This window comes from Fibrobacter sp. UWB16, from assembly GCF_900215325.1.
Classification (GTDB): domain Bacteria; phylum Fibrobacterota; class Fibrobacteria; order Fibrobacterales; family Fibrobacteraceae; genus Fibrobacter.
Genome location: NZ_OCMS01000001.1, coordinates 750,661 through 777,005 on the forward strand (window position 1 = coordinate 750,661; position 26,345 = coordinate 777,005).

Sequence of the window (26,345 nt, forward strand, 5' to 3'; positions counted from 1 at the left end):
GCATAAAATTCTATAAAAAAAGGCCGTTTGGGATTGAAAACTCTGTTCGGTCAAGGTCACTACGTTTTGTATCATGAAGAATAGTGATCCGAGTCTCCATCCGATACAGAAGCACCAATTCTCCAACACTAATTGATGCCTTTGAATCCAATCCCAAATCGGCAGTTTTAGGATACCCGTAAATTATCTTTATTTAAGGCCTTTATCTCAAAAGGCCTTTTTTCATCCGTTGACAAAATGTCAAATAATTGGCAATAGCGCCCGTATGGGCGAATCAGATAATAAACATTTACATTAAAAACGGGTATGTTTTACCCGGTAAATGTATATCCCAGCCAAGACCATGATGGTAACAATCCAGCTCACTGGGTAAACCACCATCAGCGAGGTAAAGTTCTGGTACATCGGGAATACAAAAATCACCCAGAGGATTCGGATACCGCAAACACCTACCACACAAGTGAGCGCCGGAGCCAAAGATTGCCCCATGCCACGCAACGCGCCAGAGAACACATCCAAGAAGACATTGATGAACAGCACGCCGACTACGACATTCATGCGGATAGAACCAGTCGCGATAATTTCGGGATCAGACGTAAACACAGAAAGCAATTGATTGGCAAAGAGACAGCAGAGCAGGCTCAACGCAAACGTCGAAGTTGTCGCAAGCAAAATGGTCCAACGGACCGCACTACGGCAACGCGCTATGTTTTTCGCACCGTAGTTCTGCCCCACGAACGTCACGCATGCATGCGAGAAGGAATTGAGCCAGTAATAAACAATGAACTCATAATTGAGTGCAGCCGCAGAAGCCGCAACGGTCGCAGAACCGAGACTGTTAATGGCCGACTGGAGGCACACATTGCTAAACGAGAACACAACGCCCTGAAGCCCCGCCGGGAGCCCCACGCGCATGATGCGCCCGAGAAATACAGGCGTGATTCTCAACTTCCAGAATTCAAGTTTGAACGGTCCGACCTCGTGGAGCATAAAGTAGAACAAAGTACCGGCACTCAACGCATTTGCAATTACAGTTGCAATAGCGACACCCGTCACACCCCAGCCAAGGCCCGCAACAAAAAGAACATTCAAGGCAACATTTATAGCACCCGTCGCAAGGAGCACATAAAGCGGGCGTTTTGTATCGCCTTTACCGCGTAAAATCGCCGCTACAAAATTGTACAGCATGACAAACGGAATCCCCGCAAAATAAACCTGGAGATAGCGCACCGCCATGTCCAAGATATCCTCAGGTGTTGAAATCGCCGAAAGGATTTGCCTTGCAAAAAAGACACCGATAAACGAAAGCAGAATTCCGCTAAAGAACGAGACCATCACCGACGTATGGACACTGCGAGTAACAGCACGGTAACTTTGGGCGCCGATGGAATTGGCGACGACAACATTTGCGCCGACAGAGATGCCAACGAACAAGTTTATCAGCAAATTAATCACGAACGTATTTGCACCGACAGCCGCCAGAGCCTTATCACCCGCAAACTGTCCGACCACGGCAATGTCGGCCGCATTGAACAGCTGTTGCAAAATGCTTGTCGCCGCAAGCGGAACGGCAAACTTCAGAATCTTACGACCGAGAGGCCCGTTCAACATATCCATATTCGTCTTTAACGCATCCGTTGCCATACAGCACCTTAAAACCGCGGCAAATTTAGATTTTTACGTTTAAGCTTAAAGGGCAATTTTCTACCTTTACATCGCAAAAACAGGTGACTAGAATCGCTATAGGATAAAGCGATTACAAGCGCCACAAATCGGAGATTATCATGGGTTTTAAATGCGGCATCGTAGGCCTCCCGAACGTAGGCAAGAGCACAATCTTCAACGCAATCACTAACGCAGGCGCAGAATCCGCCAACTATCCGTTCTGCACCATCGACCCGAACGTCGGCATGGTCAGCGTCCCGGATGCCCGCCTCGATGAACTTGTGAAGGTCTACAACCCGAAATCCATCGTCCCGGCCGTTACAGAATTCGTGGACATTGCAGGTCTTGTAAAAGGCGCTTCCAAGGGCGAAGGTCTCGGCAACCAGTTCCTCACCCACATCCGCGAATGCGAAGCCATCATGGAAGTGGTGCGCTGCTTTGACGACGAAAACATCATCCACGTGAACGGTTCTGTGGACCCGATCCGCGACGTCGAAGTGATTGAAACGGAACTCATCCTCAAGGACTTGGACACTGTCGAAAAGCGCCTCGCTACCGAAGCTAAGAGCGCACGTACCGGCAACGCCGAAGCCAAGGCTCGCCTCGCCGCTTGCGAACTTTTGAAGACGACGATGGAAGAAGGCCGCGCCGCCCGCACTGTGATGCACGACAGTGAAGAAATGGAAGGCATCGTCAAGGACCTCGGCCTCCTTACCGCAAAGCCGCTCTTCTACTGCGCAAACGTCAAGGAAGACGACATCCTCACCGGTAACGCTTATGTGGACCAGCTCAAGGAATACGCCTCCAAGCACGGCCACGACGTGATTGTCATCAGCGGTAAGATCGAAGAAGAACTTTCCGCCATGGAACCGGCTGACAAGATCGAATTCCTCAAGGAACTCGGCATGAAGGAATCCGGACTCGATTCCGTTGTCCGCAAGGGTTACGAAATCCTCGGTCTCCGCACGTTCTTCACCGCAGGCGAAAAGGAATGCCGCGCCTGGACGTTCCACGCAGGTTTCAAGGCACCGCAGTGCGCAGGCGTCATCCACACGGACTTCGAACGTGGCTTTATCCGCGCTGAAACTTTGAGCTACGCCGACTTCCTCAAGCACGGCAGCTGGAACGCCGCCAAGGAAGCAGGTCTTGTGCGTACGGAAGGCAAGGAATACCTCGTACAGGATGGCGACATCATGTACTTCCTGTTCAACGTGTAAAACAGCATTGTCATCCTGAGCGGAGAGGCGAAGCCTCGTAGTCGAAGGATCCAGTCAAGTCTAGCGTATGTAAGAGAAAAGGTCGCGAACACTCGCGACCTTCTTTTTTAAATTTCACTACGTTTCACTCAGGATGACGCTTTAGCTTTCTTCCGTTCGCGGCGGGCAATCACCATCGGCCGCACAAGCGTTGCGATGTTCATCGCCGTTCCAATTAAAATCAGGAAGCTTGCACAGTAAAGCCCAACGCCACCTTCAACTTTCAGTAGCGGGATTCCAAGAGTTCCACCGATTTGCGAAAGCTTCATCAACAGCGACCACAACGAGACCATGGACAACAGCCCCATCACCGTTGATGCAAGCGGAACAATCCAAGCAAACACAGCGGCCAAAACGACAGCAGCAATGATGCCGTACAAATGATGAACAGGTTCCATCTTTGGGAAGTTCGGCATTTGCGTCTTGAAGTGGTCCAAGACTTTCGGGTTTTCCTTGACCATGCGATTCATCTGTTTCAGCGCAGAAGACTCAATGGCATCATCCAAGTTAACACCCGATGCAATCTGATATAACGTCATCTGGGCAATCGGCTTGCTATCGTCTTTCGCCGAGCACGAGACATTAGCCAAAGGCATTAGCAATGCAAGCAAAACCAGCAAATACGGCAATGCCGTCAGTTTCTTGAAAAGATTCTTTTCCTTATCGGATTTACTACTCATTATTTATTATCCTGAATAATTCTATCAAGAGGGAACACGCAACGGAAACCAATTCCGTCAGACCAGTAACGCGGATCTTCATCATCGCGATACGTCATGTTCAGCTTCTTTACCTTATCCTTCCAGGAACCGCCCTTCAGCACTTTACTTGTGCCCCAGAAAGATCCCGTCGGGTTAGAGCTTTCGATTGTAAACGTAATGGCAAAGTAATTGTCGCGAGTCCATTCGGCAACATTACCCGACATGTCGTAAAGGCCCCATGCATTTGGCGATTTAGTTGCCACTTCATGCGGACCATAGGCGGCGTCCTTCTTACCCGTCTTCAGCGAGTTCTCTGCAAAGACGGCATACTTGCCAACACTCATCACATCGTCCGATGTCCAAAGAACACCTTCGTTGCTCCCTGCGCGGCCGGCAAATTCCCACTGGGCTTCGGTCGGCAGATCACCACCAAGAACCTTGCAAGCATACTGAGCATGTTCCCAAGTGATATTGTGAACCGGTTTTTTCGGGTTCTTAAATACGGACCTATCCTCATGGCGTTTTGCAGAATCCAGAAGTCCCATAATCTTATGGTAAAATTCCTGAGTCACTTCAGTCGTCTGGATGGCATACGGCGACATGGAAACAACCTTGCCGCGATAACGGAACGTTCCAGAATCAATGATAGCGACAGTCCCGCGGGTAGCATGTTCAATAATTTTGGCGCCAGCCACCGTCTTAGCAGGTTCCACAGAAGAAGAACTTGCAATAACAGAAGAAGAGGATGATGCAGGAACTCGATTCCTAAGCCACTCCACAACTTCCGGTTCGATGGCAATGTGCCTTGGCAAAGTAAATTCGCCCTTTCCGAAATAGAGCTTTTCGCCCATACGGAAGCCAAGCTTGTCATAGCGATAATGATAACGCCCAACAAGGGATCCTTCCTTAAAGACCCACACAGGCTTATCGTTCACAAGGAAAAGTGTCGTCACCAAAGAGGAATCCCCCTCAGCCATCTTTTTCACAAGTGTATCCATAGAGACACTATCAACAACGCCCTTCCAAGACACTTCAATTCGCTGATGATCCGTACCAAAACGGATGTTCAAGGAATCAACCTTGCTCGAATCGGAAGCTTTCATAATCTTTTCAATTGCAACAGGGCGCACATTAACCTGAGCTGGCAACGACTGCAAGCTATCGAGTTTTGCGTGGAATGCCTTATACATCTCGCTAATGGCACCAAGCTTTTTGTTGCGCCACAACGTCTGGGCTTCTTTGCGCTTGAGGTTGTAGTGAGAAACGTAGCCACGATAGTCCTTATCCGTTTCGGCAAGTCCAAGAGAATCCGCAGGTTTGATTGCCGGATAGAAATTCGAGAATTCCGTCGTATCCACACGGTTCACATTCTTATCGACATCTGCAGAGAATGCATCATAAAGGGATTCAGTTTCTTCGAGCGTCTTAAGAGCCAGCACTTGTTCAAGCGTGACAGACTGTTTTGCCGGAGTCGAAACTTTCGAATCAGAAGAGGCGGCGCTAGAAACCGGAACGGCACTTGAGCTAGAAACGCCAGCATCGAAATCAGGGATAACGACTCCCGAGCTAGAGCTAGAGCCCGCAATAGCGACGGCCGAAGCGGCATCACTTGAACTTGAGCTTGAGGCAACTGCAACCGGAGCGGCTTCGCTAGAACTTGAGCTAGCGACAACAGCAATCGGAGCCGCTTCACTTGAGCTAGATGCAGCCACAACGGAATCCGGATTTGGGAAGTTCACATTGAAAACGAGCACATCACCCGGCTTGAGCACTCCAGCATCCACATAAGGCAGCTTGTCCGGAGCACTAAACGAGAATACATAAACGCCGTTATTTACTGGGTAAAGAGCCCTAGTCCCCGGCTTAATCGTCGAATTCAGCGACACAATTTCAAGGTTCTTTTCGTCCGACTGGATTTGTACCAAGCCCGGATGATTGCTTTCCTTCAAAAATTGCCACTTGCCATTCTTCATGAACAGGAGCTTTGCAACACGGGGAGAATAAACGTATTCGGCATCAAAATAGATGTCGGCTTCGTCCTGGAAGGCCTTGTACTGACGAGAGGCGTACAGACGCATTCCAAGCACTTCGCGAGCACCTAAGTGATTGTCCTTAAGGCTAAAGGCATGGAGCTTTTTATATTCTTCCGGCTTGGCTTCGCCCGAGAACCACAAATATTCCTTCGCCGATTTTTTGTGGCGGAGATAGAGGCGGTTGGGCTGCAACGGGAAAACAGGTTCCTGCGAAATCGCAACAGAGCTATCGAGTACGATAGCAAAATTTACCGCATGCTCCAAAACATTGCCGACTTTAAAATTATCCGGATTCAATTTAAAGTTGCGGTCTTCGTCGGCCATGGAAAGTGCCGGAACAAGCAACAAAAGCGGAAGCAGTCGGGAAAATGTCATAAGCTCTCCTGTCTTTAAAGAACCTTCTTTTCTAGAAAAATAATTTCTTCCATGAAAAGTAGTTCTATTATTTTGACGAATTTGCCCCCATTTCGAGCAAATAACCGCCATTTGCACCGCCCACAGGACCCAATTCCACCTTCCAGTCGGCCAATCGGATAATATCGGGATGGTGTTCGATGACAATGACCGTATCGCCACGTGCCGAAAGCCTGCGCAAGAGGTTCCAAAGGATCTGGATATCCTTGAGGTGAAGGCCCGTAGTCGGTTCGTCGAGCAGGTAAACCATTTCCGTTGCCGGGCGGCGGCAAAGTTCCGCAGCAAGCTTTAAGCGCTGGGATTCACCGCCCGAAAGTGTCGTCACAGGTTGACCGAGTTTCACATACGGGAGGCCCACATCACGGAGGCATTCAAGCTTCGGCAAAATTTTCGGTTGGTCCTTGAAAAACTCGCAAGCTTCGACAATGCGCATGTCGAGCACGTCAGCAATATTCTTGCCCTTGAACGTGACCGTGAGCGTTTCCTGATTGTAACGCTTGCCACCGCAGACTTCGCAAGTTTCCCAAATATCCGAAAGGAAGTGCATCTCGACAGCGACGGCGCCACGGCCTTCGCAAGCGGGGCAACGGCCTCGCGCAAGGTTATAGCTAAAGCGACCGTAATCGAAGCCCTTCATCTTGGACTGTTCGAGTTTGGCAAACAGCTTGCGGATATCATCAAAGACGCCTGTAAAGCTCGCCGGCGTACTGCGTGGCGTTCCCGAAATCGGGCTCTGGTCCACCAACAAGACTTCGCCGCTCTGCTTTTTGCGGCCACGGGCCTGGAACTGCTTTTTGAGCGCCGGGAAAATCTCATCGACAACGAGAGAACTCTTGCCCGATCCCGAAACGCCACAGACAACGCTGACCGCCTTTTTCGGGAATTTCACAGACAAGTTCTTCAAGTTATTTGCCTTGAGGTTCTTGAATTCGTAAAACTCCGTATCGTCCGTGATGCGTACCGGTTCCAGCTGGTTTGCCACCGGAGTGGAATACGTGAGGAACTTGACCGTTTCGCTACGCGGGAACTGTTGCAACGCATACGGTTTTGCAAGTTCTGCCGGGCTTCCTTCGGCAACGACTTCGCCACCAAAGTCGCCCGCCCCCGGACCCATATCGATAATGTGGTCTGCGGCCTGCATCATCTTGATGTCATGTTCCACGACCACAAGCGTATTGCCAAGGTCACGCAAACGGTAAAGCGTATCCAAAAGTTTTGCAGTATCACTTTCGTGAAGGCCGACGGTCGGTTCATCAAGCACGTACAAGACGCCTTCGAGACCGCTACCAATCTGACTTGCCAAGCGGATGCGCTGGGATTCACCGCCCGAGAGCGTATCGCCCGCACGGTCAAGGCCAATGTAGCCAAGTCCCACACTAATCAAGAAGTCCAAGCGGCCAATGATTTCACGGAGGAGCGGCGCGGCAATTATCGTCTTGCTTTGGATGGATGCAGAAGTTGCATTTTCTTCGTTTGCGAAATCGACTTTCGCAAACCAGTCGCGGGCTTCGGCAATGCTCATGTGATGCACATCCATGATGTTCTTGCCCAAGATGCGCACCGCAAGATATTCAGGCTTCAAGCGTTCGCCATGGCAATCGGGGCATTCTTCGCCATCCTTGAAGTGTCCAAGGCCAAGGCATGTTTCGCAGGCGCCCCAATGCGTATTGAAACTGAAATGTTTCGGGTTGAGCGCCGAATCCATGTACCAGCCACATTCCGGGCAACCCGGCTTTTCACTAGCAGAAAGGCGTTCTTCGCCATCGCAATCCACGTAAAGGATTCCGTTACCATCGCGGTAGCCGCGTTCAAACGCTTCGACGAGACGAGCACGATTTTCTTCCTTGACGACCACGGAATCGACCACGGCAAGCAATTTCTTTTCGCGTGTCGGAACTTTGGGCAGCGGGAGTTCTACGAGCTTTTTGCCGAGATATGCCTTGCGGTAACCCTTTTCCGTGAGAATCTTGGAGAGCTTAATTTCGTCCTTGATTTCGAACGGAGCAAGAACCGTCACCATCTTGTTGAGGTCACGGTCAAATGCAAATTGCATCAAGTCGCCCGTTGCATATGAGCTGATGGGCTTCCCGCAATGGAGGCAGTGGGCAGTTCCCACGCGGGCCCACAAAATGCGGAAGTAGTCGTAAATTTCAGTAAGTGTTGCCACCGTACTGCGAGGGCTCTTGCTTGCGCTCTTTTGGTCAATTGCAATCGCAGGCGCCAAGCCCGAAATAGAATCAATGCTACCGCGATCGGGGCGACCCAAGAAGCGGCGAGCATACGTGCTGAGCGTTTCGACAAAGCGGCGCTGGCCTTCGCTAAAGAGCGTATGGAATGCAAGACTCGACTTGCCCGAGCCCGAAACACCCGTAATCACGGTGAGCTTGTGGCGCGGAATCGTCACATCGATGTTCTTGAGGTTGTGCTTGCGAGCACCGTGAACTTCGATATCGAGCGAATAATCTTCGCCCTTTTCATCCGTACGTTCAAAATGCTTGTTTTCGCCATGCTTTTTCGCCAAGACCGGAGCCAAGTAACGCCCCGTCTCCGACTTTTTGCACTTGGCAATTTGTTCGGGAGTTCCCGTCGCAATAATGCGGCCGCCGTTCACGCCCGCATCCGGGCCAAGGTCAATAATCCAGTCCGCACACTTGATTACGTCGAGGTTGTGTTCAATCACCACGACGCTGTTGCCGAGACTACGCAAGCGGTTCAAACATTCGAGCAATCGGCGGATATCTTCAAAGTGCAAACCGGTTGTCGGTTCATCAAGCAAGTAAAGCGTCTTACCCGTCCCCGGGCGACGCAATTCCGATGCAATCTTCACGCGCTGCGCTTCGCCACCGCTCAAAGTCGTCGAAGGCTGACCGAGCGTCAAATAGCCAAGGCCCACTTCGCAAAGGAGTTTGAGCGGTTCTGCAATTTTCGGAATGTCCTTGAAAAATTCAGCGGCTTCGGCAATGCTCATGTCAAGAACTTCAGAAATGTTCTTGCCCTTGAAATAAACTTCTCTAGTCGCTTCGTTAAAGCGCTTGCCGTCGCACACATCGCAAGTGACTTGCACGCTCGGCAAAATATGCATGTCGATGACCTTCACGCCCGCGCCTTCGCAAGCATCGCAACGGCCCCCCTTCACGTTAAAGCTAAAGCGGCTCTTCGTGTACCCGCGCACCTTGCTTTCTTCCATACCGGCAAACAAGTCGCGGATATCGTCCCAAATTTTCGTATAAGTTGCAGGGTTGCTGCGCGGGGTGCGTCCAATCGGCGTTTGGTCAATTTCAATGACCTTGTCGATGTTTTCAAGACCTTCCAAATGGTCGAACTTTCCGACCGGTTCTTCGGAATTGTAGAACACGCGAGCGAGTTCACGGCGCAAAATTTGGTTCACAAGCGTACTCTTGCCCGAGCCAGAAACGCCCGTGACCACGGTAAACGCGCCACCCAGCGGGATTTCCACGTCGATGTTCTTGAGGTTATTTTCGCAGGCGCCGCATATTTTGAGTTTCGGCGTCTTTGCATCAATCTTCAAGCGCTGCGCTGGAATTTCAATTGCCTTGCGACCGCTCAAGTACGCCCCCGTGAGCGAAGACTTGTTCTTTTCCAGCTCTTCGACCGTGCCAGCCGCCAAAATGCGACCGCCCTCGACACCCGCGCCAGGGCCCACGTCAATCACGCAGTCTGCATGACGCATCGTATCCTCATCGTGTTCCACGATGAGAAGGCTGTTGCCTTGGGCTCGCAAGCGCTCGAGCATCTCGAGCAACTTATCGTTGTCGCGTGGGTGCAGCCCAATACTCGGTTCATCAAGCACATAAAGCACGCCCTGGAGCCCCGCCCCCACGGCACTTGCGAGCCTGATACGCTGCGCCTCACCGCCCGAAAGCGTCGAAGCCTTGCGGCTAATGTCCAAATAGCCAAGGCCCACCGCCTTCAAGAATCCAAGGCGCCCGCGAATTTCCTTCAGCACTTCGCGACCGATGCGCTGTTCCTTGGGGCTCAACTTGAGCTTGTCAAAAAACTCGACGGACTTTTCGACGGACCATTCCGTCATCTCGCAAATGTTATGACCGTGGAAATCGACGGCCGCCGCAATGCGGTTGATTCGCGTTCCGTGACATTCCGGACAAACACCAATCTGCATGTACTTTCGGAAGTGATAAATATGCCACATGTCCCAAAGTTCCTGCATAATCGTCACCACGCCGCGTTCGCTCCCGCTTGGAGTCCCATACAGCACGGCGTCCTGTTGCGCCTTCTTGAGCTTGTTCCACGGCGTATCGAGCGAAAAGTGCATTTCGTTTGCAATCGTGCGCAAATTGCGCCAGCCAAAATCGCTAAAGATGATGCAGCCGTCATCCTTCTTTTGCGGGGCAAGGCAGCCCTCTTTCAGTGACAAATTCGGATTTGGCACAATCAAGTTAACGTCAAATTCACAACTTTCGCCAAGACCCTTGCAGGCGGGGCATTGACCCTTCGGGTCATTAAAGCTAAAGAATCGCGGTTCAAGTTCCGGGATAGAAATTCCGCACTTTGGGCAAGCAAGCTGCGTACCCTGCAAGCGGTATTCTTCCTTCGCAGCACCATCCGAGTCCACCTCCGAAGCAGTCAACAAGAACGACACGAGCTTTCCGTCTGTGAGCTTGAGCGCACCTTCAATCGCCTCGCGCAGGCGGCTCATGTTCTTACGTTCCAGCGTCAAGCGGTCAATCACCACTTCAATCGTGTGCTTCTCGTAACGCACCAACAGCGGCACGTCTTCGAGTCTGTAAATCGTTCCGTCCACACGCACGCGGACAAATCCATTTTCCTTGAGCTCCGCGAGTTCCTTGCGGTATTCGCCCTTGCGCTCCTGCACAATCGGCGCCATCACCAAAATCTTTTTGTTCTCGTCGCTAGCGTACAAATTATCGACAACCTGATCCACCGACTGCGCCTGAATTACCTTGCCGCACTTGGGGCAATGCGGAACGCCGAGGCGAGCAAACATCAAGCGGTAATGGTCCAAAATCTCGACCACCGTACCCACCGTGCTGCGAGGGTTACGGTTCACCGTTTTCTGGTCTATCGAAATCGTCGGAGAAATCCCGCGAACGCTTTCCACATCCGGATGCTTCATGCGCCCAATAAACTGGCGTGCGTACGCCGAAAGCGACTCCACAAAGCGACGCTGCCCTTCCTGGAACACCGTATCAAACGCCAAACTCGACTTGCCCGAGCCCGAAACGCCAGTCACCACGACAATCGAGTCGCGGGGAATCGTCAAATCGACATGGCGGAGGTTGTGTTCATGAGCATCGCGGATTTCAATAGATTTCGTCATGACCGCAAATATAGGAAAAGACCGCCAAATTGTCTAAAAAATAGTGAACATTTGGATAGAAAACATTCCCATTTTAAAAAGAAATTTCACTTTTTTTTGCAAAAAGGACTTGACTGAATCAAAACAAGTTTTTAAATATGGTTCACCGATTGAGAAATCAATCGAACCACTTGGGGTGGTAGCTCAATTTTGGTTAGAGCACCGGCCTGTCACGCCGGAGGTTGCGAGTTCAAGCCTCGTCTATCCCGCGATAAAGCACTTCTCTCTGAGAAGTGCTTTTCTTTTTTTCGCGTTTTTGCCGTTTTCGCCCACCTAAAGCCATCTTAAATCATAGTCGCAATTGGAAGATGGCATTTCAACTCCTTCCACAAAAAATGTTTATATTAAAAATCAAGAAGGAGTTTTTTATGAAGAACATTCATAAATACATACTTATCGTTTTAATCTGCGGGCTTATTTTCTTTATTCTCGGCTACCCCTGTCGAGAACTTTTCAAGATTTCCGACACGACCGAAGTCCGCATTGTGGCGGCCCTCCCCCTACTTTTCGGCATTTCCTTTGGATTTGCAGGCGTCCTCGGCTGTGCCATCGCGAACCTCGTTGCAGATATCATGTCGGGTTATGACGCGATTATTTTCATTCCAGGATTTTTCGTCCAGATTATTTACGGTTACGTGCCCGCAGTTATTTGGAACAAGCTCCGCAAAAACGACAAGAACAAGTTCAAGCTCGACAAGATTTACAAGAACGTGCAGTACATGCTCATCGTCATCCTAGATTCGCTTGCGGCAGCGTTCATGGTCGTAAGCGTCATCAAACTAAAATTTGACGAACACTATTTTTCGATGCTCTCGGCAAACATTTTCTTCAATCAATTTATCACGATGGTGATTATAGGGTTTCCGTATCTAATCTGCGCCTCGCTCATTTGCCAGCGAAAAATGCGCAAAAAGCAAAAAAAATCCACAAAGTTCATCTTTTCTTTTTCGCTCAACGAAAAATTCATTTTGTTTTTCCTCGCCACAAGCATCATCATTTCAGTAGCATTTGGAATTACAAGCTACCCAAGCATTGCGCTTAAATACGGCGAGAACAATCTTTACCTCTGGAATTACGTTTACTTTTACATCGGCACATTGCTGAACATCGGTATCTGGGTTTCACTCGGGTTCCTCTACTACATGGAACGCACCGTCACAAAGCCCATCGAAAGCATGAGTGAAATCGCAAAGACTTTTGGGCAGAACAAGGATATTTACGAAAGAATCCACAATACGCTGCAAAAATGCCAAAAATACGTCTACTTTACCTCCGAAGTCGGCAAGCTCGCCCGCTCGTACCAGGAAATGGCAACGGAACTGGACGATTACGTGAAGCACTTGACCGAAGCAACAGCCAAGCAACAGAAAGTCCATACGGAGCTTTCCATTGCAACGACAATCCAGCGCGCATCGCTATCAAAACCCGTTAATGTTGAAGGTTTTGACAATTACGCCATGATGCGCCCCGCGCTTGAAGTCGGCGGAGACTTTTACGATAACCTCATGATTGACGACGACCATTTGGCACTCGTGATTGCAGACGTCTCGGGCAAGGGCGTCCCTGCAGCACTCTTTATGATGGTTTCCAAGATCGTGTTGAGGCACAACTTGCAACACGGCCTCTCGCCAGCCGAAGCGTTAAGCCGCGCAAACGATGAACTCGCCGAGCACAACGTTCACGACATGTTCGTCACATGCCTTTGCGGTGTGTTGAATATCAAGACCGGCCACCTAGTCTACGCCAACGCCGGCCACGAAAAGCCGTTCATTAAGCATGCTAACGGGGATTTCGAAGTCGCCACCCTCAAAAGCGGTTTTGTCCTCGCCGGCATGGAAGGCTACAAGTACCAGGAATTCGAAGTACAGCTTCAGCCAGGCGATACGATTTTCACCTACACCGATGGAGTTCCCGAAGCAACAAACGAAAAGGACGAAGAATTCGGCATGGAACGTTTGCAAAAAGTCCTGAACGAATCCAAGGACGATTCTATCCGCCTCCTGTGCCGTAAAGTCCGCATGGCGGTCAAGGAATTTAGCGGGAACGCCCCGCAATTCGACGACATCACGATGCTTGCGTTCAAGATGAAGTAAAAGGATAAGTTTTAGGCCCTCTTGACAGGCTAACATCTATTAGCTATTTTAGCTAACAGATATTAGCCGCTGTAAAATATCGCAAAAGTCGCGAACTCCAAAAACAAGAGGTGCCATGTCCACTAAAGAAAAAATTCTCGAAACCGCCCTAACGCTATTTGCTCAAAACGGATACGATGGCACGAGCGTGGAGCAAATCGCCCAGGATGTCGGCATCAAGGCGCCGTCGCTTTACAAGCATTTCAAGGGCAAAGAAGACATTCTGAATTCGCTAATCGACATCGCCGAAGCGCGTTACGAAGAATCGTTCGGCTCCGCGAAAAAAGTCGGCACAATCCCCGAAAACATCGACGGATTCATCCACGAAATGATGAAAAGAATCCGCTTTACAATGAGCGACCCGATTATCAAGAAGATGCGCATTTTCTTGGTGCAGGAACAGTTCCGCAGCGAGCGCCTTGCCGAAATCACGACAAGGCATCAGGTGGACGGGCTTCTGCAAATGTACAAGAAGATTCTCGAAACTCTGATGGATGCAGGCGTGATTGTGAAGAATGACCCGGAAATGCTTGCGACAGAGATTACTGCGCCCGTCGCACTCTGGATTTCTAAAGTCGATCGCCAGCCGAAATGCGAAAAAGAAGCGCTCAAATTCATCGAGAAGCACTTACAACATTTTTTCAAGACATACGCAAATGGAAACCGATAGATTTTTACTGCGCCCGTGGCGCGAATGTGATGCCGAAGCTTTGTTCAAATATGCAAGTGACCCAGATGTCGGACCGCGCGCCGGTTGGGAACCGCACAAGAGCGTAGAAGAAAGCTTGCAAATCATCCGCACAATTTTTGGCGGTGACCACATGTGGGCCATTGAGCTGAAAGAGACAGGAGAACCCATCGGTTGCATCGGCTACCTGCTCAAAGGCGAAAGCAACATCGACATTGGCGAAAACGAAGCTGAAGCCGGTTATTGGATTGCAAAGCCTTACTGGAACAAAGGTATTTGTACAGAAGCTTTAAAACTGATGATAAACTATTGCTTCAACGAAAAACACATTGATGTTCTCTGGAGCGACTTTTTCATCGACAACCCCGCCTCTGGACGCGTGATGGAAAAATGCGGGTTCCGCGAAACTGGCGAAATGCGCTACTGCGAAAATCTTTATGGCGGCAGCAAGCGCCCCGTGAAAGTGATGAAACTCTGTCGAAACGGATAAAGTCATCGGCGAACATATTTAAAGGTAAAAAATGGCAAAAGAAATCAATCCGAAAAGCTCAACGAGAGCAAAAGCGTTTGAGTTTTGGATGCAAGCTCCGAATCCGATGGTGACATTTTTCAAAACGCTGAACGTCACAAGACTCGTGAAGGTGAGCAAAAAGCGCGGTTTGAAATTCAATATGCTTATGGATTACTGCATCGGCAAGGCAGCGGCAAGCATTAAGGAGTTCTACATGCTCCCGGTAAACGGCAAGCTTATGCAATACGATTCGATTGCGGTGAATACAATCGTGAAGAACGACGAAGGCGAAGTCAACTCTTGCGACATTCCGTTTTCCGAAGACTTGGCGACATTCAACCGCGACTACCTCAAGTACACAAAAATCGTTGCGGAAAGTTGCCAGGATTGGGACTTGTCCGAGAACAGCATGGTCATTGGCACTTCGGCTATTATCGATACAGAAATCGACGGAGCAGTCGGCATGAATTCCGGCATTTTCAACAACCCCTTTATGATTTGGGGACGTTACAGGAAACGTCTTTTCCGCTATGAATTGCCGGTTTCGTTCCAGTTCCACCACACGCAAATGGACGGGGCTCACGCCGGGAAATTCCTCGCGAATTTGCAAAACGCCATTGATGAACTACGATAAAATTTAGTGACACTTTTAAAGACCTTAGGTGTTACAGATAAAAAGGAGATTCTTGCAGCTGCGAGAATGACAATAAAAATGACTTTAGTTTTGAACACATTGGAATCGGGCGATTGCTCGGAACAGATTAAAGCACTTTTTGCGGGCAAGAAAGAAGAAATAGAAATCATCAACACCGCAGATTTGAAAATTATGCATTGCATGGGCTGCAACAACTGCTGGCTGAAAACTCCGGGTGTTTGTGCCATCAAGGACGACTACGAAATCATTCTCAAAAAACTTGTCAATGCCGAGAACTTCTGGGTTGTGGCAGACACGAAATTTGGCTTTATCGACTACCGTGGCAAGCGAGTCTTGGACCGAGTCGTCCCGATGCTAAATATGTACATCGAATTCCGCGACGGATGGGAACGCCACCAGTTGCGATATCACCCGCTGAATTTCGGTTTCATTTACAAGGGCAACGGCAACCGAGAACTGCTCGAAGAGTGGTGCATGAGAGTCGCCAGAAATATGGCAGGGCATTCGCTCGGGGTAATTAGTTTAGACCAGAATGAGAAGGAAATGCCGCCCGAGACCGCCGCGACTCCGATCGAAAACGTCGCTTTGGAAACCGCCGCGACTCCCGAACACATCATTATCATCAACGGAAGCCCGCGCGTCAAAAAGAACAGCAACACGAATAAGATTATCCAAGCTTTTGCCGAAGGACTCGCAAAAGCGGGAATCACGCACAAGCTTTATTCACTCTCGAACCATGCCGAATGGGACGAAGCCCGCGAAGCGTTCATGACGAACGACAACATCATCATTGCTGTGCCACTCTTTGTAGAATGTCTGCCGAGTTTGTCGCTTGAATTCTTAAGTACACTCCCCACGGAACGCAAGCAACCAGCAAAACTCTCGTTCATTCTCCACGGCGGTTTTGACGAAGGACATCAGCTGCGCTTGGGCGAAAAGTTTTTGCAGTCGCTCCCAGCGCAACTCGGCTGCACATGCGGCGGCGTACTCGTGAAAGGCGGCAGCTTCTTGCTCCGCAACCGCGAAAACAGCTACATCAAAAAGATGACCGACAAAATGCTCGCCTCTTACACAGCCATGGGACGCTCATTTGCCCGCAACGGAAGCTTCTCAAGTTCAGAAGCAAAGAAATTTACAGGCTTCGAAAAAAATCCAAAAATAGGAATCCTGCTCTTCAACCTCATTTTCAAGCGCATCGTCAAAAAGAATTTTGAGCGAATGGCACAGGAATGGGGCTGCACGGAACAGCTAGACCGCAAGCCATATTAAAACAATGAAAAGAACTAAAGAGCTTTCAGAAATGGACGGCAGAAGCACGAAAGGAATATGGAGATCGATACTAACAAATTCTGAAAAAAAAGAGCGAATAGGACTTGACGAGAATTACTAAATAGTATACATTTGTACACGTGTTGTAAGAAGGAAATTTCATGCCTTTTGACTTTAAAAAAGAATATAAAGAATTTTACATGCCGAAAGGCAAACCCGAAATCGTCACTGTTCCGAAGATAAACTACATCGCGGTGCGGGGCAAGGGCAACCCGAATGAAGAAGAGGGCGAATACAAAAAATCCATCGAACTTCTGTACGGCATAGCCTACACCATCAAGATGAGCAAGAAAGGCGACCATAAAATTGAAGGTTACTTTGATTACGTGGTTCCGCCGCTTGAAGGATTCTGGTGGCAAGAAAATGTTGACGGAATCGATTACAGCCACAAGGAAAACTTCCAGTGGATTTCCGTCATTAGACTCCCTGACTTCGTCACCAAAGCCGATTTCGAATGGGCAACTGAAGAAGCGACCCGCAAAAAGAAAATGGACTTTTCGAAAGTGGAATTTTTAACACTTGAAGAAGGGCTTTGCGTGCAATGCATGCATTCCGGCTCATATGACGATGAACCCGCAACTGTTGCCGCAATGGATAAGTTTATTGCCGACAATGGCTACGAAAACGACATCTCGGACACAAGGCGCCACCACGAGATTTACCTTTCTGACGCACGCAAAGTCGCCCCAGAAAAGTTAAAGACAGTCATCCGCCACCCAATTAAAAAGATCTAATACAAATTCGATATCCGTCCAACGGGCATAACAATCTAAAAGGAGAAATCATGGAATTAAAATTTTGTCAGAGCTGCGGAATGCCGCTCACACCAGAAATCCTCGGCACAAACGCCGACGGCAGCAAGAACGATGAATACTGCATTTACTGCTACAAAGATGGAGCGTTCACCGGCGACTTCAACATGGAACAGATGGTAGAATTCTGCTCGCAGTTCGTCGATGAATTCAACAAGAACACCGGCAAGAGCCTCTCCCGCGAAGAATATAAGGCGGAGCTTCGCAAGTATTTCCCGACACTCAAGCGCTGGCGCCTCCCGGCAGATCAACTGCCGCATGCCACATCGCCCATGAAGCAGAAGTTCATTGAAGAAGTCAACGCGCTCGGTATCAAGGATATGCCGACCATCGACAATCTCTTAGTTCTGCAGGGCTCGTTCATCAATCAGGAATACAAGATCAACGGCAATAGCGTCAAGCTTTTAGACGACAACGCAAGCTACTGGGGCAACCAGGTCGAAAAGCAAAACGCCGAAGGCCGTTGCTACGGAATCGCTTGCGACGAACATTACATTCTCGTGAGCGAATACGGCAAGAACGGAGCCGATGCCGAAATCGTCGTATTCAAGAAGAGGTAAAGGCCATCCACCTCCAGTAGAAGTCCGCCCATCCTAGCCCATTCACTTGCCAAATAGTCTTACTTTAGCTATATTCAGCCCACCATCCAATTATGGGGATATAGCTCAGTTGGTAGAGCGACAGGTTCGCAATCTGTAGGTCATGGGTTCGACTCCCACTATCTCCACGTAAAAGAGGCAAGCTTTCGCTTGCCTCTTTTTTTTAACTCCATATTACCAAATTCAATGAACGGCAAAGCCGCCTAAATATCCCATTTTACACCAAGCTTAAGCTGCGTGAGCACAGTGCTTTCGCGGTACAATCCCTTGTAGAAATTGGGCAAATCCATGTGTTTGTAGTTGCGTTCGAGCCCTAAATAAAAAGTCATCATCTTGTATTTCCACGAAGCTGAGCCGCCCCAAGTGCCATTGAACTTCTTGATTTTTTTGAAATCCTCGTCCGGTCCGCCAACAGCGAATCCATAGAACAAATTCATTTTCGCTTCAACGGAAAAGCGGTTCTTAAACTTATACGAAATTCTAGAACGGAAAACCGGACCAAACCAATTGCCCATCGTCTGGCGGTAGACAATACTTTCTACAGAAGGTTCCGCAGGAGAATTCGCCTCATACATTTCATATTCATCATCGGTCATTTCGGCGCTATGGTCACTCAAATACCGCCAGTATTCATTATAAGCACTAACAGATTGTTTGTAGGTCGCATAAGATTTCATAAACGATTTGTAGTCAAAAGCGGAATCCGCTTCAAATTTTGCCCCGACATAAACCGTTCCATTCAAACCTTCCGAAACAGTCCTGTGCCACGACGCATAAGCTGCAAGAGACATCGGACCTGACGTTTGGTAATATGCCCAAGCCACCGCACCGACACGTTGCTTTTCAAAGCGGAACAAATCCTTTTCGAACCAGAGGTAAAAATCCGAAGAAAGTTCCTTGCCCTCGATATTGAAATCGTAACCCGCATCCAGGAGCATCCCATGCCCCATCAGCGTGTATTCCAAACCAAGTACAAGGTTCCAGTCGTTCGTATCAAGAACCGACATTTCATCGTTATTCAAGAAATAATCGCCCTGCACCGAAGCGGCAAACGTATGCGACCAGGTCGCCGTTGTATAATCAAAGTACGGGTTCACATTCAAGAAGAGGTCACCGCCTTTTTCAGCTTCCTCCAAACCCGTTTCCTTGTAGTGCATGCCGTAAAGACCAAGCTCGCCAGCCAAATGGAATTCCCACGGACTTGCCTCACTTGCAGCACTAGAATTTTCGCTATCCGCTAAGCCAAGTGCCGATTTGTAATCGCGAATAATTCCCTGAATTTCATCCGTGTACTCGCCTGGCAACGCAACCGCCTCTTCAAAAGCCTTGAGAGCCGATGTAATATCGCCAGCCTCCTCAAGCTTCATCGCTCGGTAATACGCTTCCTCCTGCGTCTCAGCATAGAGCGCAGTTGCAAGCACAAACATTATCAAACCAAACCAACGGATCATCTACTTTTTCGGGAAAGGTCCCTTCTCCCATTCATGCGGGTTCTGCTTTTCCCAGGGATTTCGTTCAATCGGACGAGGACCGAACGGGCGCATCGGTTCCATGCGACCTGGGCCAAACGGATTCATACCACCCTGCGGTCCCTTATGCTGTTCCTTTTCGTCCAATTTCTTTTCGCGGACAAGCTCGTCCTTGGGCTTTACGACATCCTTTTCTTGTTGCTTTTCGGCAACAGGCGGTATTCCTACAACCGCAGGCTTTGCAACAGCTTCGCGCAGTTCCTTCTTTTCTGCAGCCGAATTATTCCTCAAGTCCTTGAGAATCTGCTCGCGGGCAAAGCGGCGTTCTTCACGCATTTTCTGCCAGTCCATATTTTCCTTTTCAGACATTTTCGGAGCTTTATCCAAAGTTTCACGAGCCTCGACTGGCGTCGGGACGCTTGCTTCCGGGCGAGAATCAATTTCGCCTGCCATGGCCGTTGCCGCCATCACAGCGGATGCCATTACAATCTTCTTCATGGTGAGTCTCCTTAAATTGAGCTTCAGCATTTTACAAATCATCCCTATACCTTAAAGTCTTCTTTTTTCAAGCCCAGGCGTTCCATGATTTCACGGAGCACCTTGCGGTCAATACCAAGAATCGTAGAAGCGAGCGTGAGGTTTGCATTCGTGTCCTTGAGTGCGCGAGAGATGACTTCGCGTTCGACCGCTTCGCGGGCTTCCTTGAGCGTGCGCGGCGATTCCTTCGCCTGCCCCTGCATGTCATCAAGTCCTAAATCTTTAGGCTGGATTACGCCATGCACGGCCTGCACCAAACCTTTCTGCACGCGGTTTTCGAGTTCTCGCACATTGCCCGGCCAGTGGTAACCGAGCAGCGCCTTTTCGGCGTTACGGCTGAGGTGGAATTTTCCACGGCCATATTCTGCACCATAGCGCTGGATAAAATTCTCCGCCAAGAGCACCACGTCCTGACCGCGATCGCGCAGTGGCGGGAGTTCAAGAGGCAACACCTGAATGCGGAAATACAAGTCTTCGCGGAAACGCTTTTCGCGTACAGCCTCTTCCAAGTCCACATGAGTTGCACTAATCACGCGCACGTTCACAGGAATTTCACGGTTGTCGCCCACACGCGTGATGTGCTTTTCTTGCAACACGCGCAAAAGCTTCACCTGCATGTTGAGCGGGAGCTCGCCGATTTCATCGAGGAAAATCGTACCGCCATCGGCTTCTTCAAAAAAGCCCTTCTTGTTTTCAATCGCACCCGTGAACGAACCCTTGGCATGCCCGAACATGAGCGATTCCATCAAGTGTTCCGGAATAGCGCCGCAGTTCACCGCAATGAACGGCTTTTCGGCACGCGGGCTATGCTTGTGGATGTAACGCGCCATCACTTCCTTGCCTGTACCCGTCTCGCCACGGATAATCACCGGGAGCGGGAGCGGAGAAAGCTTGTCGGCCATCGCAATCACATCGACCATCGCCTTCGAAGAATAGACAATCCCATCCTTGCGGACAACATTCTTAAGCGTATCGAGCGATTCCTTGTCGCGCAAACGGTCGTAAGCGGCAAACGCAAACTTTTCACAGACCGCCACAAACGAATCGAACAGCGCGCTGTCTTCTTCCGTGAACGGTTCCTTGCGGGCGGCACGCTGCAAATAGAGATAACCAGCCTCGGATTCCGGCGTTCTAAATGGCGACACCATAATGCTCGTGAGCTGGTTTTGCACAATCGACTTGGACAAATCCGCCGACTCGTCATCGAGCTGGTTCCAAACCACAGCACGCTTTTCGTTTTTCGCAAGTCGAACCGCCGAAATCGAAATCGAGACCTTTTCCGGATTCGAGAAATGGAGCGGTTCTTCGCCACCAATATCCAACACAGCGGCATCGGCATGCAAAACGCCTTTAGCCACTTCGAGAATTTTCGGGAAAAGAGCCTCCGGCTGTTCCTCATCTAAAAGAGTCTTGACCACATCAAGCATCTTTTCTGTAGCGAGCATGGATTCCGATTTCATAACAAAGCCCTTTTGCGGTTTTGCTGCTATTCGGCTGAGGGCACCGGGAGCTCCATGAGCAAGCTATCCACCTTCAAATTCGGGGCTTTCTCGCTTTCTACAGACGGCTCAATGTTCCTCGACCGCTTTAACAGCCGGTCCCCTGTCGCATCGATACCGAAACTCATTGTTCCACTCGTAAGCAACAGCACTATCAAGAGTAATATAAGTCCCGAAACGCCCAAAACAGTCCATTTTAGCCAATTATTTTTCTTACAGATGACAAACGGAAGGCCCTTTTCGAGGGTCTCTGGAACTTTTCGCCCCACATTCAGGTTGCATTCCGAGACTTTTAGGGTTTGGATATATTGGGTAACGCAACCCGCGAGCGCAATTTCCCCATGCGACACTTTATCAAGTGCAATTTCCAAGATTTCATCAAGCTCGTCAAAGTCTTCGACGCGGTCCGAGATGTCCGCACAGAGAAGCCCTGACCAAAGCGGCTCCAGCGCCGAAAGCTGTTGCGCACCTTCGGGCGAATCAAAGGCGCCCGTCGCATAAAGCTTTTCCAAGATATTCAAATCCTGCACATTCGCCATCTGCTCGGCAAACTGCTCATAGCCATCAGCAGTAATCAGGTCCTCGCCCGCAATCCAGCGGTATAGCAAAAGCCCAAGGCTGAACAAGTCGCTCTTTTCATCGGCAGGCTTGCCCTGAAAGCGCTCCGGAGCCGCATAAGCAAGCGCACCCGGCCCTACAATGCCGCAATCAATCAACACAGTGTGCAGTCCCAAATCTGTGTTTCCGTGACCCTCGCCACCCACTGCAAAGATCACGTTAGCAGGGCTCAAGTCGCCATGCGACACGCCCTGTTTGTGCAACGCCGCAAGCGTCCGCGCCACTTGCCTCAGCGCCACAAGCGCCACCGGCACCATCATCCGTCCAAGCGTTTCCGAAGATTCGCCATCTATATAATCATAAATCAGGTAGGGAGTTCCATCACGATTACCCCATTCTTCAATGCGGTAGAGCCCCGGCTCACGCACCTTGCAGGCACGTTCCACAACGCTTTCGTCAAACGAGAATCCGTCATTATACCACTTGAGCACATACGGAGCGCCGCCCACGTTCAACAGGTAAATCGAGGCTTCGCCACCACGATGCAGCAAGGCGGCTCCCTTCACGGAGTCCAGTAACGATGTTCCAGATTTTTTCATGGCACGCCCGCTCACAGTTTACCTGAATAAACCATCGCCTTGAGCGAGTCTTCGGCTATGCGCGTCCACTTGGCAAGTACCGCATCTTGAGGCAATGCCTCATGCCCCATCGACCAGATATCCCATGCGGATTCGTAGTCATGAGCGTTCCAGTAGAGGTTTCCGAGGTTCACATACGCCGATGCAAATTTCGGTTCCTTCGTCACGATGTACGCATAAATTTTCTTGGCACCATCGGTATCGCCATGCCCAGCCATGATTAGAGCCTTCAGATTATAGCTAAAGTAATTTTCCGGATCCAGCTGAATAGACTGGTCCAAAAGCGCCATCACCTTCGCCTGGGCATTCTCGGCAAGCATCGCGCGGGCAAGGTAAAATAGCGCTGTCGAATACATAGGCTTCGACTTTTCGCTCAAATCCACCACAGACAAAATTTTGAATTCGCGAACAGTGCGTTCCCAGAGCGCAAGCGTACTTTCTTTTAGGCGTTCCTTGTCTTCGGCAACGGCATAGTAGGCAATAGCAAGGCCATAGCGAGCATCGCGATTTGCAGGTTCAGCATCAAGTACTTTCGAGAAGTTCGCTACAGCACGGTCGTAATCGCCAATGCGGAGAGCTTCGTCACCACGTTTCAGGTCATTCCCGTTGCAAGCACAAAGAACCGCCGCAACAAAAATTGCGAACAAGGCTCCAATAGCGCTACACAAACGATTATGGACAACCCGACATTGCATGCTAGAAGTATATATAAAATTTTAGTTATTAGTTACTAGTTATTAGTGAGTAGCATTGTTTATTTGTCAGCAGCTTACCGTTGACTATTGACCTATGACCTTTGACTAATGACCAAACAAAAAACGCCCTCCGGGATTTCCAGAGAGCGTCCAAAGACTAGATCGATAAATTGATTACTTTTCGATTTCGTACTGAGCAACGAGGTTGCCTTCAGCATCGAGAGCACGGACGACGTTTTCATCGCGCTGGAGAGTGAGATTCGTGGTTTCACCCTTGGATGTCGTGTACTGCACAGAGAGGGAGCCGTCTTCGTTCTTCACAGCGGCAACGGAGTTACCCTGTTCGTCCTTCTGGTAGTAGGAGTCGTCTGCAGCAAGCGGATTGGAACCGGTCCAGAATTCAACCGTGTTGAGGACGAGGAAGTCCACAAGACCGATACTGACTTCATAAACCGGAACAACCCAGAGCAAGAAGTGGACGCAGGAATTGAGCCACTTGTTACCCAAAGTGCCGTTCCAGCGAAGAAGCTTCTTGGTAAGGCCATAGCTACCATGGCAGCCAGAAAGGACGAGAATACCTGCGCAAAGAAGGGCGAGGATTGCTTTTTTCATGTTTACAAACTCCTTATATTTAAGTGTTTTTGTTTTTGCCAAAAATATAAGAAAGAACCATAATATTTGCTAGAGGAACGTATCATTGTGTATCATAAATTTACAATGCGCCATTTAACCCCGTGAGGAGAGTCACATGCGGTTCAAGAGTCCGGAACCGCTTCAGGTCGCGAACTTTAACCCACCGGAAATCATCGTACCCGTATATATGGACAAAATCTTTATAAAGCTCCACCCCGTAGGCCAACATGCGGCCACCCTCGCCCAAAGTAAAATCAACAGCCCCAAGAGGGGTTAAAGTCTTTGGAACAACCGTCAAACGTTCAAAAAACACCCTTTCCAGAGCATTTTCAGCGGGTTCATCATCCTCCAGCGTCTCCGTCGGCAGTTCCCACCGTCCCGGGAACGGCACACTTGATGATCGACGACACATTAAAACCCGCCCTTTACGCCGTACAATCCCACAAACAGCCAGCATTTAGCCCCCTCCTGCGATATCAATCACAACTTTTCTCTTGATTTTCTTTTATTTTTTTAATAAATCTACAAATATCATACATACTTGATACATTTTGAAGTTTTGGAATAAGGAGGTGTACCATGAATGCGATATCTAAAGTGACCAGCATTATTACAGCTATTGCAGTTTCATCCATTTTTGCAGCAAAGGCACCCGTCGCAAAGCCCGCCGTCAAACAACAAGAAGCACTGACCGTCTGGATCATGCCAAACGGCGCATCGCCTCAAGAAAAGCTCGAACAGAGGCTCAACCTTTTCACCAAGAAAACAGGCATCAAGACCAGAGTCGCCGTCTTGGACTGGGGTGAAGCCTGGAACCGCATCACGACGGCACTTGCCACCGGCGTTGACGCTCCGGACGTATTGCAGCTCGGCACCACTTGGATCCCATACTTTGCTTCCCGTGGTGAAATCAAGGCTTTGAACGAATGGCTTCCGCAAATTGACTCCTCCCGATTTGTCCCTGTCAGCTGGAACACGACCCGTATCGATTCCGACACAACCATTTATTCCGTGCCGTGGTTTATTGATATCCGCCCGATTCTCGCCAACAAGCGTGTTCTCAAAAAACACAATATCCAACCTGAAGACGTCGCAACATTTGAAGGTTTCGTCAAAGCAGTCCGCAAGGTCAACAACGCCCACGAAGTACTCGATGACGGCACCAAGGTCCGCGCATTTGCATTCCCGGGAAAGAACGACTGGAATATCCCGCACAACTTCGCCCCGTGGATCTGGAGCAATGGCGGCAATTTCATCGAAAAAGACGCTAATGGCAAATGGAAAGCGAGTATCCTCACCCCAAAGACCATTTACGGTATCGCAAAGTACTTGAGCTTTGTGCTTGATACGCTTGTAAGTACAGATGCTTTGCAGATGAATACGGCCCAGATTGTGCAACACTTTAATGCAGGTGAACTAGCCTTTATCGTGAACACATCCGAAGTCATCATGCAGACACGTTTCGATGGTGCGAAGGGAGGCCTCATCAATACAAAGATTGGCAAGGACGGCGTGACGGCACTCCCCATCCCGACAGGCACGGAAGGTTCTGTCAGCTTTATCGGCGGAAGTAACCTCGCCATCCCGACAGGCAACAAAAAGCAAGAATCTTTGGATCTTTTACTTTATCTCACCAACGATGAAAACTTGGATGCATATACAAAGCAAATAGGCATGCTCCCCGCATCGAAGAAGGTTCTTGCCAACTGGTCCAAGGACGACGACTACAAGACGCTTGTTCCTATGCTCGGCACAGGGCGTGCCTACACAGCCATTCCAGAATGGGGCGATATTGAACAGATTCTCGGATCCATGTTCAGTGCCATTTGGGACCATCTCGAAATCCCGGCGCTTTACTCCGAAGAAAAGATTTATGAAATCCTCACGACCTACTCCAAGGAAATCAATAAGCGCCTGAACCACTCCAATTCTGGTGACCTCACATTCGCAGAATTCCGCGAAACCTGGCATAAGGCATTGGGCATCAAGGACGGTGGTCCGAACAGACATATCACTGAACAACCGAAACCGACCGAAGAAATCGACACTGGTTTCAGCCGCACCCCGTGGATTTTTGCCATCGCCGTGCTCCTCGGGTTCGTTTTTGCGTTCACTCGCAGAAAGAAACGCTAACCAATTATCAATCCGTTAGTTATATTTCT

20 protein-coding genes and 2 tRNA genes are annotated in these 26,345 nt (G+C 49.6%); 11 read left to right on the plus strand and 11 right to left on the minus strand.

The annotated features are described in order from the left end of the window. Positions 1-294: 294 nt before the first annotated feature. Positions 295-1,611 carry an MATE family efflux transporter gene (locus tag CRN95_RS03140; protein ID WP_235002843.1) on the minus strand — a complete coding sequence of 439 codons (1,317 nt, stop codon included), beginning with the start codon at positions 1,609-1,611 and terminating at the stop codon, positions 295-297. A gap of 173 nt (positions 1,612-1,784) precedes the next feature. Here CRN95_RS03140 and ychF point away from each other — a divergent pair, with 173 nt between their 5' ends. Then, positions 1,785-2,882 (plus strand): redox-regulated ATPase YchF, encoded by a 1,098-nt coding sequence (gene ychF, locus CRN95_RS03145; RefSeq protein ID WP_014545371.1) that lies wholly within the window; start codon positions 1,785-1,787, stop codon positions 2,880-2,882. Between the two features lie 128 nt (positions 2,883-3,010). Here the strand turns inward: ychF and CRN95_RS03150 are convergent, their stop codons facing one another. The 3 genes from CRN95_RS03150 to uvrA form a co-directional block, all read right to left on the minus strand. Further along, positions 3,011-3,601: a hypothetical protein gene (locus CRN95_RS03150; protein WP_088629857.1), complete on the minus strand. Its 591-nt coding sequence runs from the start codon at positions 3,599-3,601 to the stop codon at positions 3,011-3,013. Beyond that, a complete protein-coding gene (locus CRN95_RS03155) occupies positions 3,601-6,030 on the minus strand; it encodes an SUMF1/EgtB/PvdO family nonheme iron enzyme (RefSeq protein WP_097020069.1) in 2,430 nt (809 codons plus the stop codon). The genes CRN95_RS03150 and CRN95_RS03155 overlap by 1 nt, the downstream gene beginning before the upstream one ends. Positions 6,031-6,097: 67 nt before the next feature. Further along, positions 6,098-11,389, minus strand: a complete 5,292-nt coding sequence (gene uvrA / locus CRN95_RS03160; RefSeq protein WP_097020070.1) for an excinuclease ABC subunit UvrA — start codon at positions 11,387-11,389, stop codon at positions 6,098-6,100. A gap of 172 nt (positions 11,390-11,561) precedes the next feature. On the opposite strand from uvrA, the gene CRN95_RS03165 reads away from it, so the two are divergent. The 9 genes from CRN95_RS03165 to CRN95_RS03205 all read left to right on the plus strand — a co-directional run bounded on the left by CRN95_RS03165 (position 11,562) and on the right by CRN95_RS03205 (position 18,282). Beyond that, positions 11,562-11,637: transfer RNA gene (locus tag CRN95_RS03165), tRNA-Asp, on the plus strand. Between the two features lie 159 nt (positions 11,638-11,796). Further along, positions 11,797-13,521: a SpoIIE family protein phosphatase gene (locus tag CRN95_RS03170; protein ID WP_097020071.1), complete on the plus strand. Its 1,725-nt coding sequence runs from the start codon at positions 11,797-11,799 to the stop codon at positions 13,519-13,521. A gap of 115 nt (positions 13,522-13,636) precedes the next feature. Then, positions 13,637-14,230, plus strand: coding sequence for a TetR/AcrR family transcriptional regulator (locus CRN95_RS03175; protein ID WP_097020072.1), 594 nt, complete (start codon positions 13,637-13,639; stop codon positions 14,228-14,230). Beyond that, positions 14,217-14,738 (plus strand): GNAT family N-acetyltransferase, encoded by a 522-nt coding sequence (locus CRN95_RS03180; RefSeq protein WP_097020073.1) that lies wholly within the window; start codon positions 14,217-14,219, stop codon positions 14,736-14,738. The genes CRN95_RS03175 and CRN95_RS03180 overlap by 14 nt, the downstream gene beginning before the upstream one ends. Positions 14,739-14,769: 31 nt before the next feature. After that, positions 14,770-15,393 (plus strand): CatA-like O-acetyltransferase, family 2, encoded by a 624-nt coding sequence (locus CRN95_RS03185; protein ID WP_097020074.1) that lies wholly within the window; start codon positions 14,770-14,772, stop codon positions 15,391-15,393. Positions 15,394-15,471: 78 nt separating this feature from the next. Next, positions 15,472-16,683 (plus strand): hypothetical protein, encoded by a 1,212-nt coding sequence (locus CRN95_RS03190; protein WP_235002844.1) that lies wholly within the window; start codon positions 15,472-15,474, stop codon positions 16,681-16,683. Between the two features lie 161 nt (positions 16,684-16,844). Then, entirely contained in the window at positions 16,845-17,477 is a 633-nt protein-coding gene (locus tag CRN95_RS03195; protein ID WP_097020076.1) for a GyrI-like domain-containing protein, read from the plus strand. A 50-nt stretch (positions 17,478-17,527) separates the two neighbouring features. Continuing rightward, positions 17,528-18,115: a zinc ribbon domain-containing protein gene (locus CRN95_RS03200; protein ID WP_097020077.1), complete on the plus strand. Its 588-nt coding sequence runs from the start codon at positions 17,528-17,530 to the stop codon at positions 18,113-18,115. A gap of 94 nt (positions 18,116-18,209) precedes the next feature. After that, positions 18,210-18,282 (plus strand) — tRNA-Ala (locus tag CRN95_RS03205). A 75-nt stretch (positions 18,283-18,357) separates the two neighbouring features. Here CRN95_RS03205 and CRN95_RS03210 read toward each other — a convergent pair. From CRN95_RS03210 to CRN95_RS03240, 7 genes are all read right to left on the minus strand, one after another. Continuing rightward, a complete protein-coding gene (locus tag CRN95_RS03210; protein ID WP_097020078.1) occupies positions 18,358-19,605 on the minus strand; it encodes a hypothetical protein in 1,248 nt (415 codons plus the stop codon). After that, entirely contained in the window at positions 19,606-20,121 is a 516-nt protein-coding gene (locus CRN95_RS03215) for a hypothetical protein (protein ID WP_235002846.1), read from the minus strand. It lies immediately after the preceding gene. A gap of 44 nt (positions 20,122-20,165) precedes the next feature. After that, the gene (locus tag CRN95_RS03220) at positions 20,166-21,620 is read right to left on the minus strand and encodes a sigma-54-dependent Fis family transcriptional regulator (RefSeq protein WP_097020080.1); all 1,455 of its coding nucleotides are present in this window, start codon (positions 21,618-21,620) and stop codon (positions 20,166-20,168) included. A gap of 26 nt (positions 21,621-21,646) precedes the next feature. Then, a complete protein-coding gene (locus CRN95_RS03225; RefSeq protein ID WP_097020290.1) occupies positions 21,647-22,816 on the minus strand; it encodes a protein kinase in 1,170 nt (389 codons plus the stop codon). A gap of 11 nt (positions 22,817-22,827) precedes the next feature. Next, the gene (locus CRN95_RS03230) at positions 22,828-23,502 is read right to left on the minus strand and encodes a lipopolysaccharide assembly protein LapB (protein WP_235002847.1); all 675 of its coding nucleotides are present in this window, start codon (positions 23,500-23,502) and stop codon (positions 22,828-22,830) included. A gap of 222 nt (positions 23,503-23,724) precedes the next feature. Further along, on the minus strand, positions 23,725-24,162 hold the full coding sequence (locus CRN95_RS03235) for a DUF3332 family protein (RefSeq protein WP_088629843.1): 438 nt from the start codon (positions 24,160-24,162) through the stop codon (positions 23,725-23,727). Between the two features lie 100 nt (positions 24,163-24,262). Continuing rightward, positions 24,263-24,640, minus strand: a complete 378-nt coding sequence (locus CRN95_RS03240) for an NUDIX domain-containing protein (RefSeq protein ID WP_097020082.1) — start codon at positions 24,638-24,640, stop codon at positions 24,263-24,265. 122 nt (positions 24,641-24,762) lie between these two features. Between CRN95_RS03240 and CRN95_RS03245 the strand changes: the two genes are divergently transcribed. Beyond that, the gene (locus CRN95_RS03245; protein ID WP_088629841.1) at positions 24,763-26,316 is read left to right on the plus strand and encodes a sugar ABC transporter substrate-binding protein; all 1,554 of its coding nucleotides are present in this window, start codon (positions 24,763-24,765) and stop codon (positions 26,314-26,316) included. Positions 26,317-26,345: the final 29 nt, after the last annotated feature.

Excerpts from the sequence above, each read along its gene's own strand:
- CRN95_RS03195 (WP_097020076.1), top strand. The coding sequence starts at position 16,845 with ATGCCTTTTGACTTTAAAAAAGAATATAAAGAATTTTACATGCCGAAA.
- CRN95_RS03220 (WP_097020080.1), bottom strand. The coding sequence starts at position 21,620 with ATGAAATCGGAATCCATGCTCGCTACAGAAAAGATGCTTGATGTGGTC.
- CRN95_RS03200 (WP_097020077.1), top strand. The coding sequence starts at position 17,528 with ATGGAATTAAAATTTTGTCAGAGCTGCGGAATGCCGCTCACACCAGAA.
- CRN95_RS03240 (WP_097020082.1), bottom strand. The coding sequence starts at position 24,640 with ATGCTGGCTGTTTGTGGGATTGTACGGCGTAAAGGGCGGGTTTTAATG.
- CRN95_RS03175 (WP_097020072.1), top strand. The coding sequence starts at position 13,637 with ATGTCCACTAAAGAAAAAATTCTCGAAACCGCCCTAACGCTATTTGCT.
- CRN95_RS03210 (WP_097020078.1), bottom strand. The coding sequence starts at position 19,605 with ATGATCCGTTGGTTTGGTTTGATAATGTTTGTGCTTGCAACTGCGCTC.
- CRN95_RS03150 (WP_088629857.1), bottom strand. The coding sequence starts at position 3,601 with ATGAGTAGTAAATCCGATAAGGAAAAGAATCTTTTCAAGAAACTGACG.
- CRN95_RS03225 (WP_097020290.1), bottom strand. The coding sequence starts at position 22,816 with ATGAAAAAATCTGGAACATCGTTACTGGACTCCGTGAAGGGAGCCGCC.
- CRN95_RS03170 (WP_097020071.1), top strand. The coding sequence starts at position 11,797 with ATGAAGAACATTCATAAATACATACTTATCGTTTTAATCTGCGGGCTT.
- CRN95_RS03185 (WP_097020074.1), top strand. The coding sequence starts at position 14,770 with ATGGCAAAAGAAATCAATCCGAAAAGCTCAACGAGAGCAAAAGCGTTT.
- ychF (WP_014545371.1), top strand. The coding sequence starts at position 1,785 with ATGGGTTTTAAATGCGGCATCGTAGGCCTCCCGAACGTAGGCAAGAGC.
- CRN95_RS03215 (WP_235002846.1), bottom strand. The coding sequence starts at position 20,121 with ATGAAGAAGATTGTAATGGCATCCGCTGTGATGGCGGCAACGGCCATG.
- CRN95_RS03235 (WP_088629843.1), bottom strand. The coding sequence starts at position 24,162 with ATGAAAAAAGCAATCCTCGCCCTTCTTTGCGCAGGTATTCTCGTCCTT.
- CRN95_RS03140 (WP_235002843.1), bottom strand. The coding sequence starts at position 1,611 with ATGTTGAACGGGCCTCTCGGTCGTAAGATTCTGAAGTTTGCCGTTCCG.
- CRN95_RS03190 (WP_235002844.1), top strand. The coding sequence starts at position 15,472 with ATGACTTTAGTTTTGAACACATTGGAATCGGGCGATTGCTCGGAACAG.
- CRN95_RS03155 (WP_097020069.1), bottom strand. The coding sequence starts at position 6,030 with ATGACATTTTCCCGACTGCTTCCGCTTTTGTTGCTTGTTCCGGCACTT.
- CRN95_RS03180 (WP_097020073.1), top strand. The coding sequence starts at position 14,217 with ATGGAAACCGATAGATTTTTACTGCGCCCGTGGCGCGAATGTGATGCC.
- uvrA (WP_097020070.1), bottom strand. The coding sequence starts at position 11,389 with ATGACGAAATCTATTGAAATCCGCGATGCTCATGAACACAACCTCCGC.
- CRN95_RS03245 (WP_088629841.1), top strand. The coding sequence starts at position 24,763 with ATGAATGCGATATCTAAAGTGACCAGCATTATTACAGCTATTGCAGTT.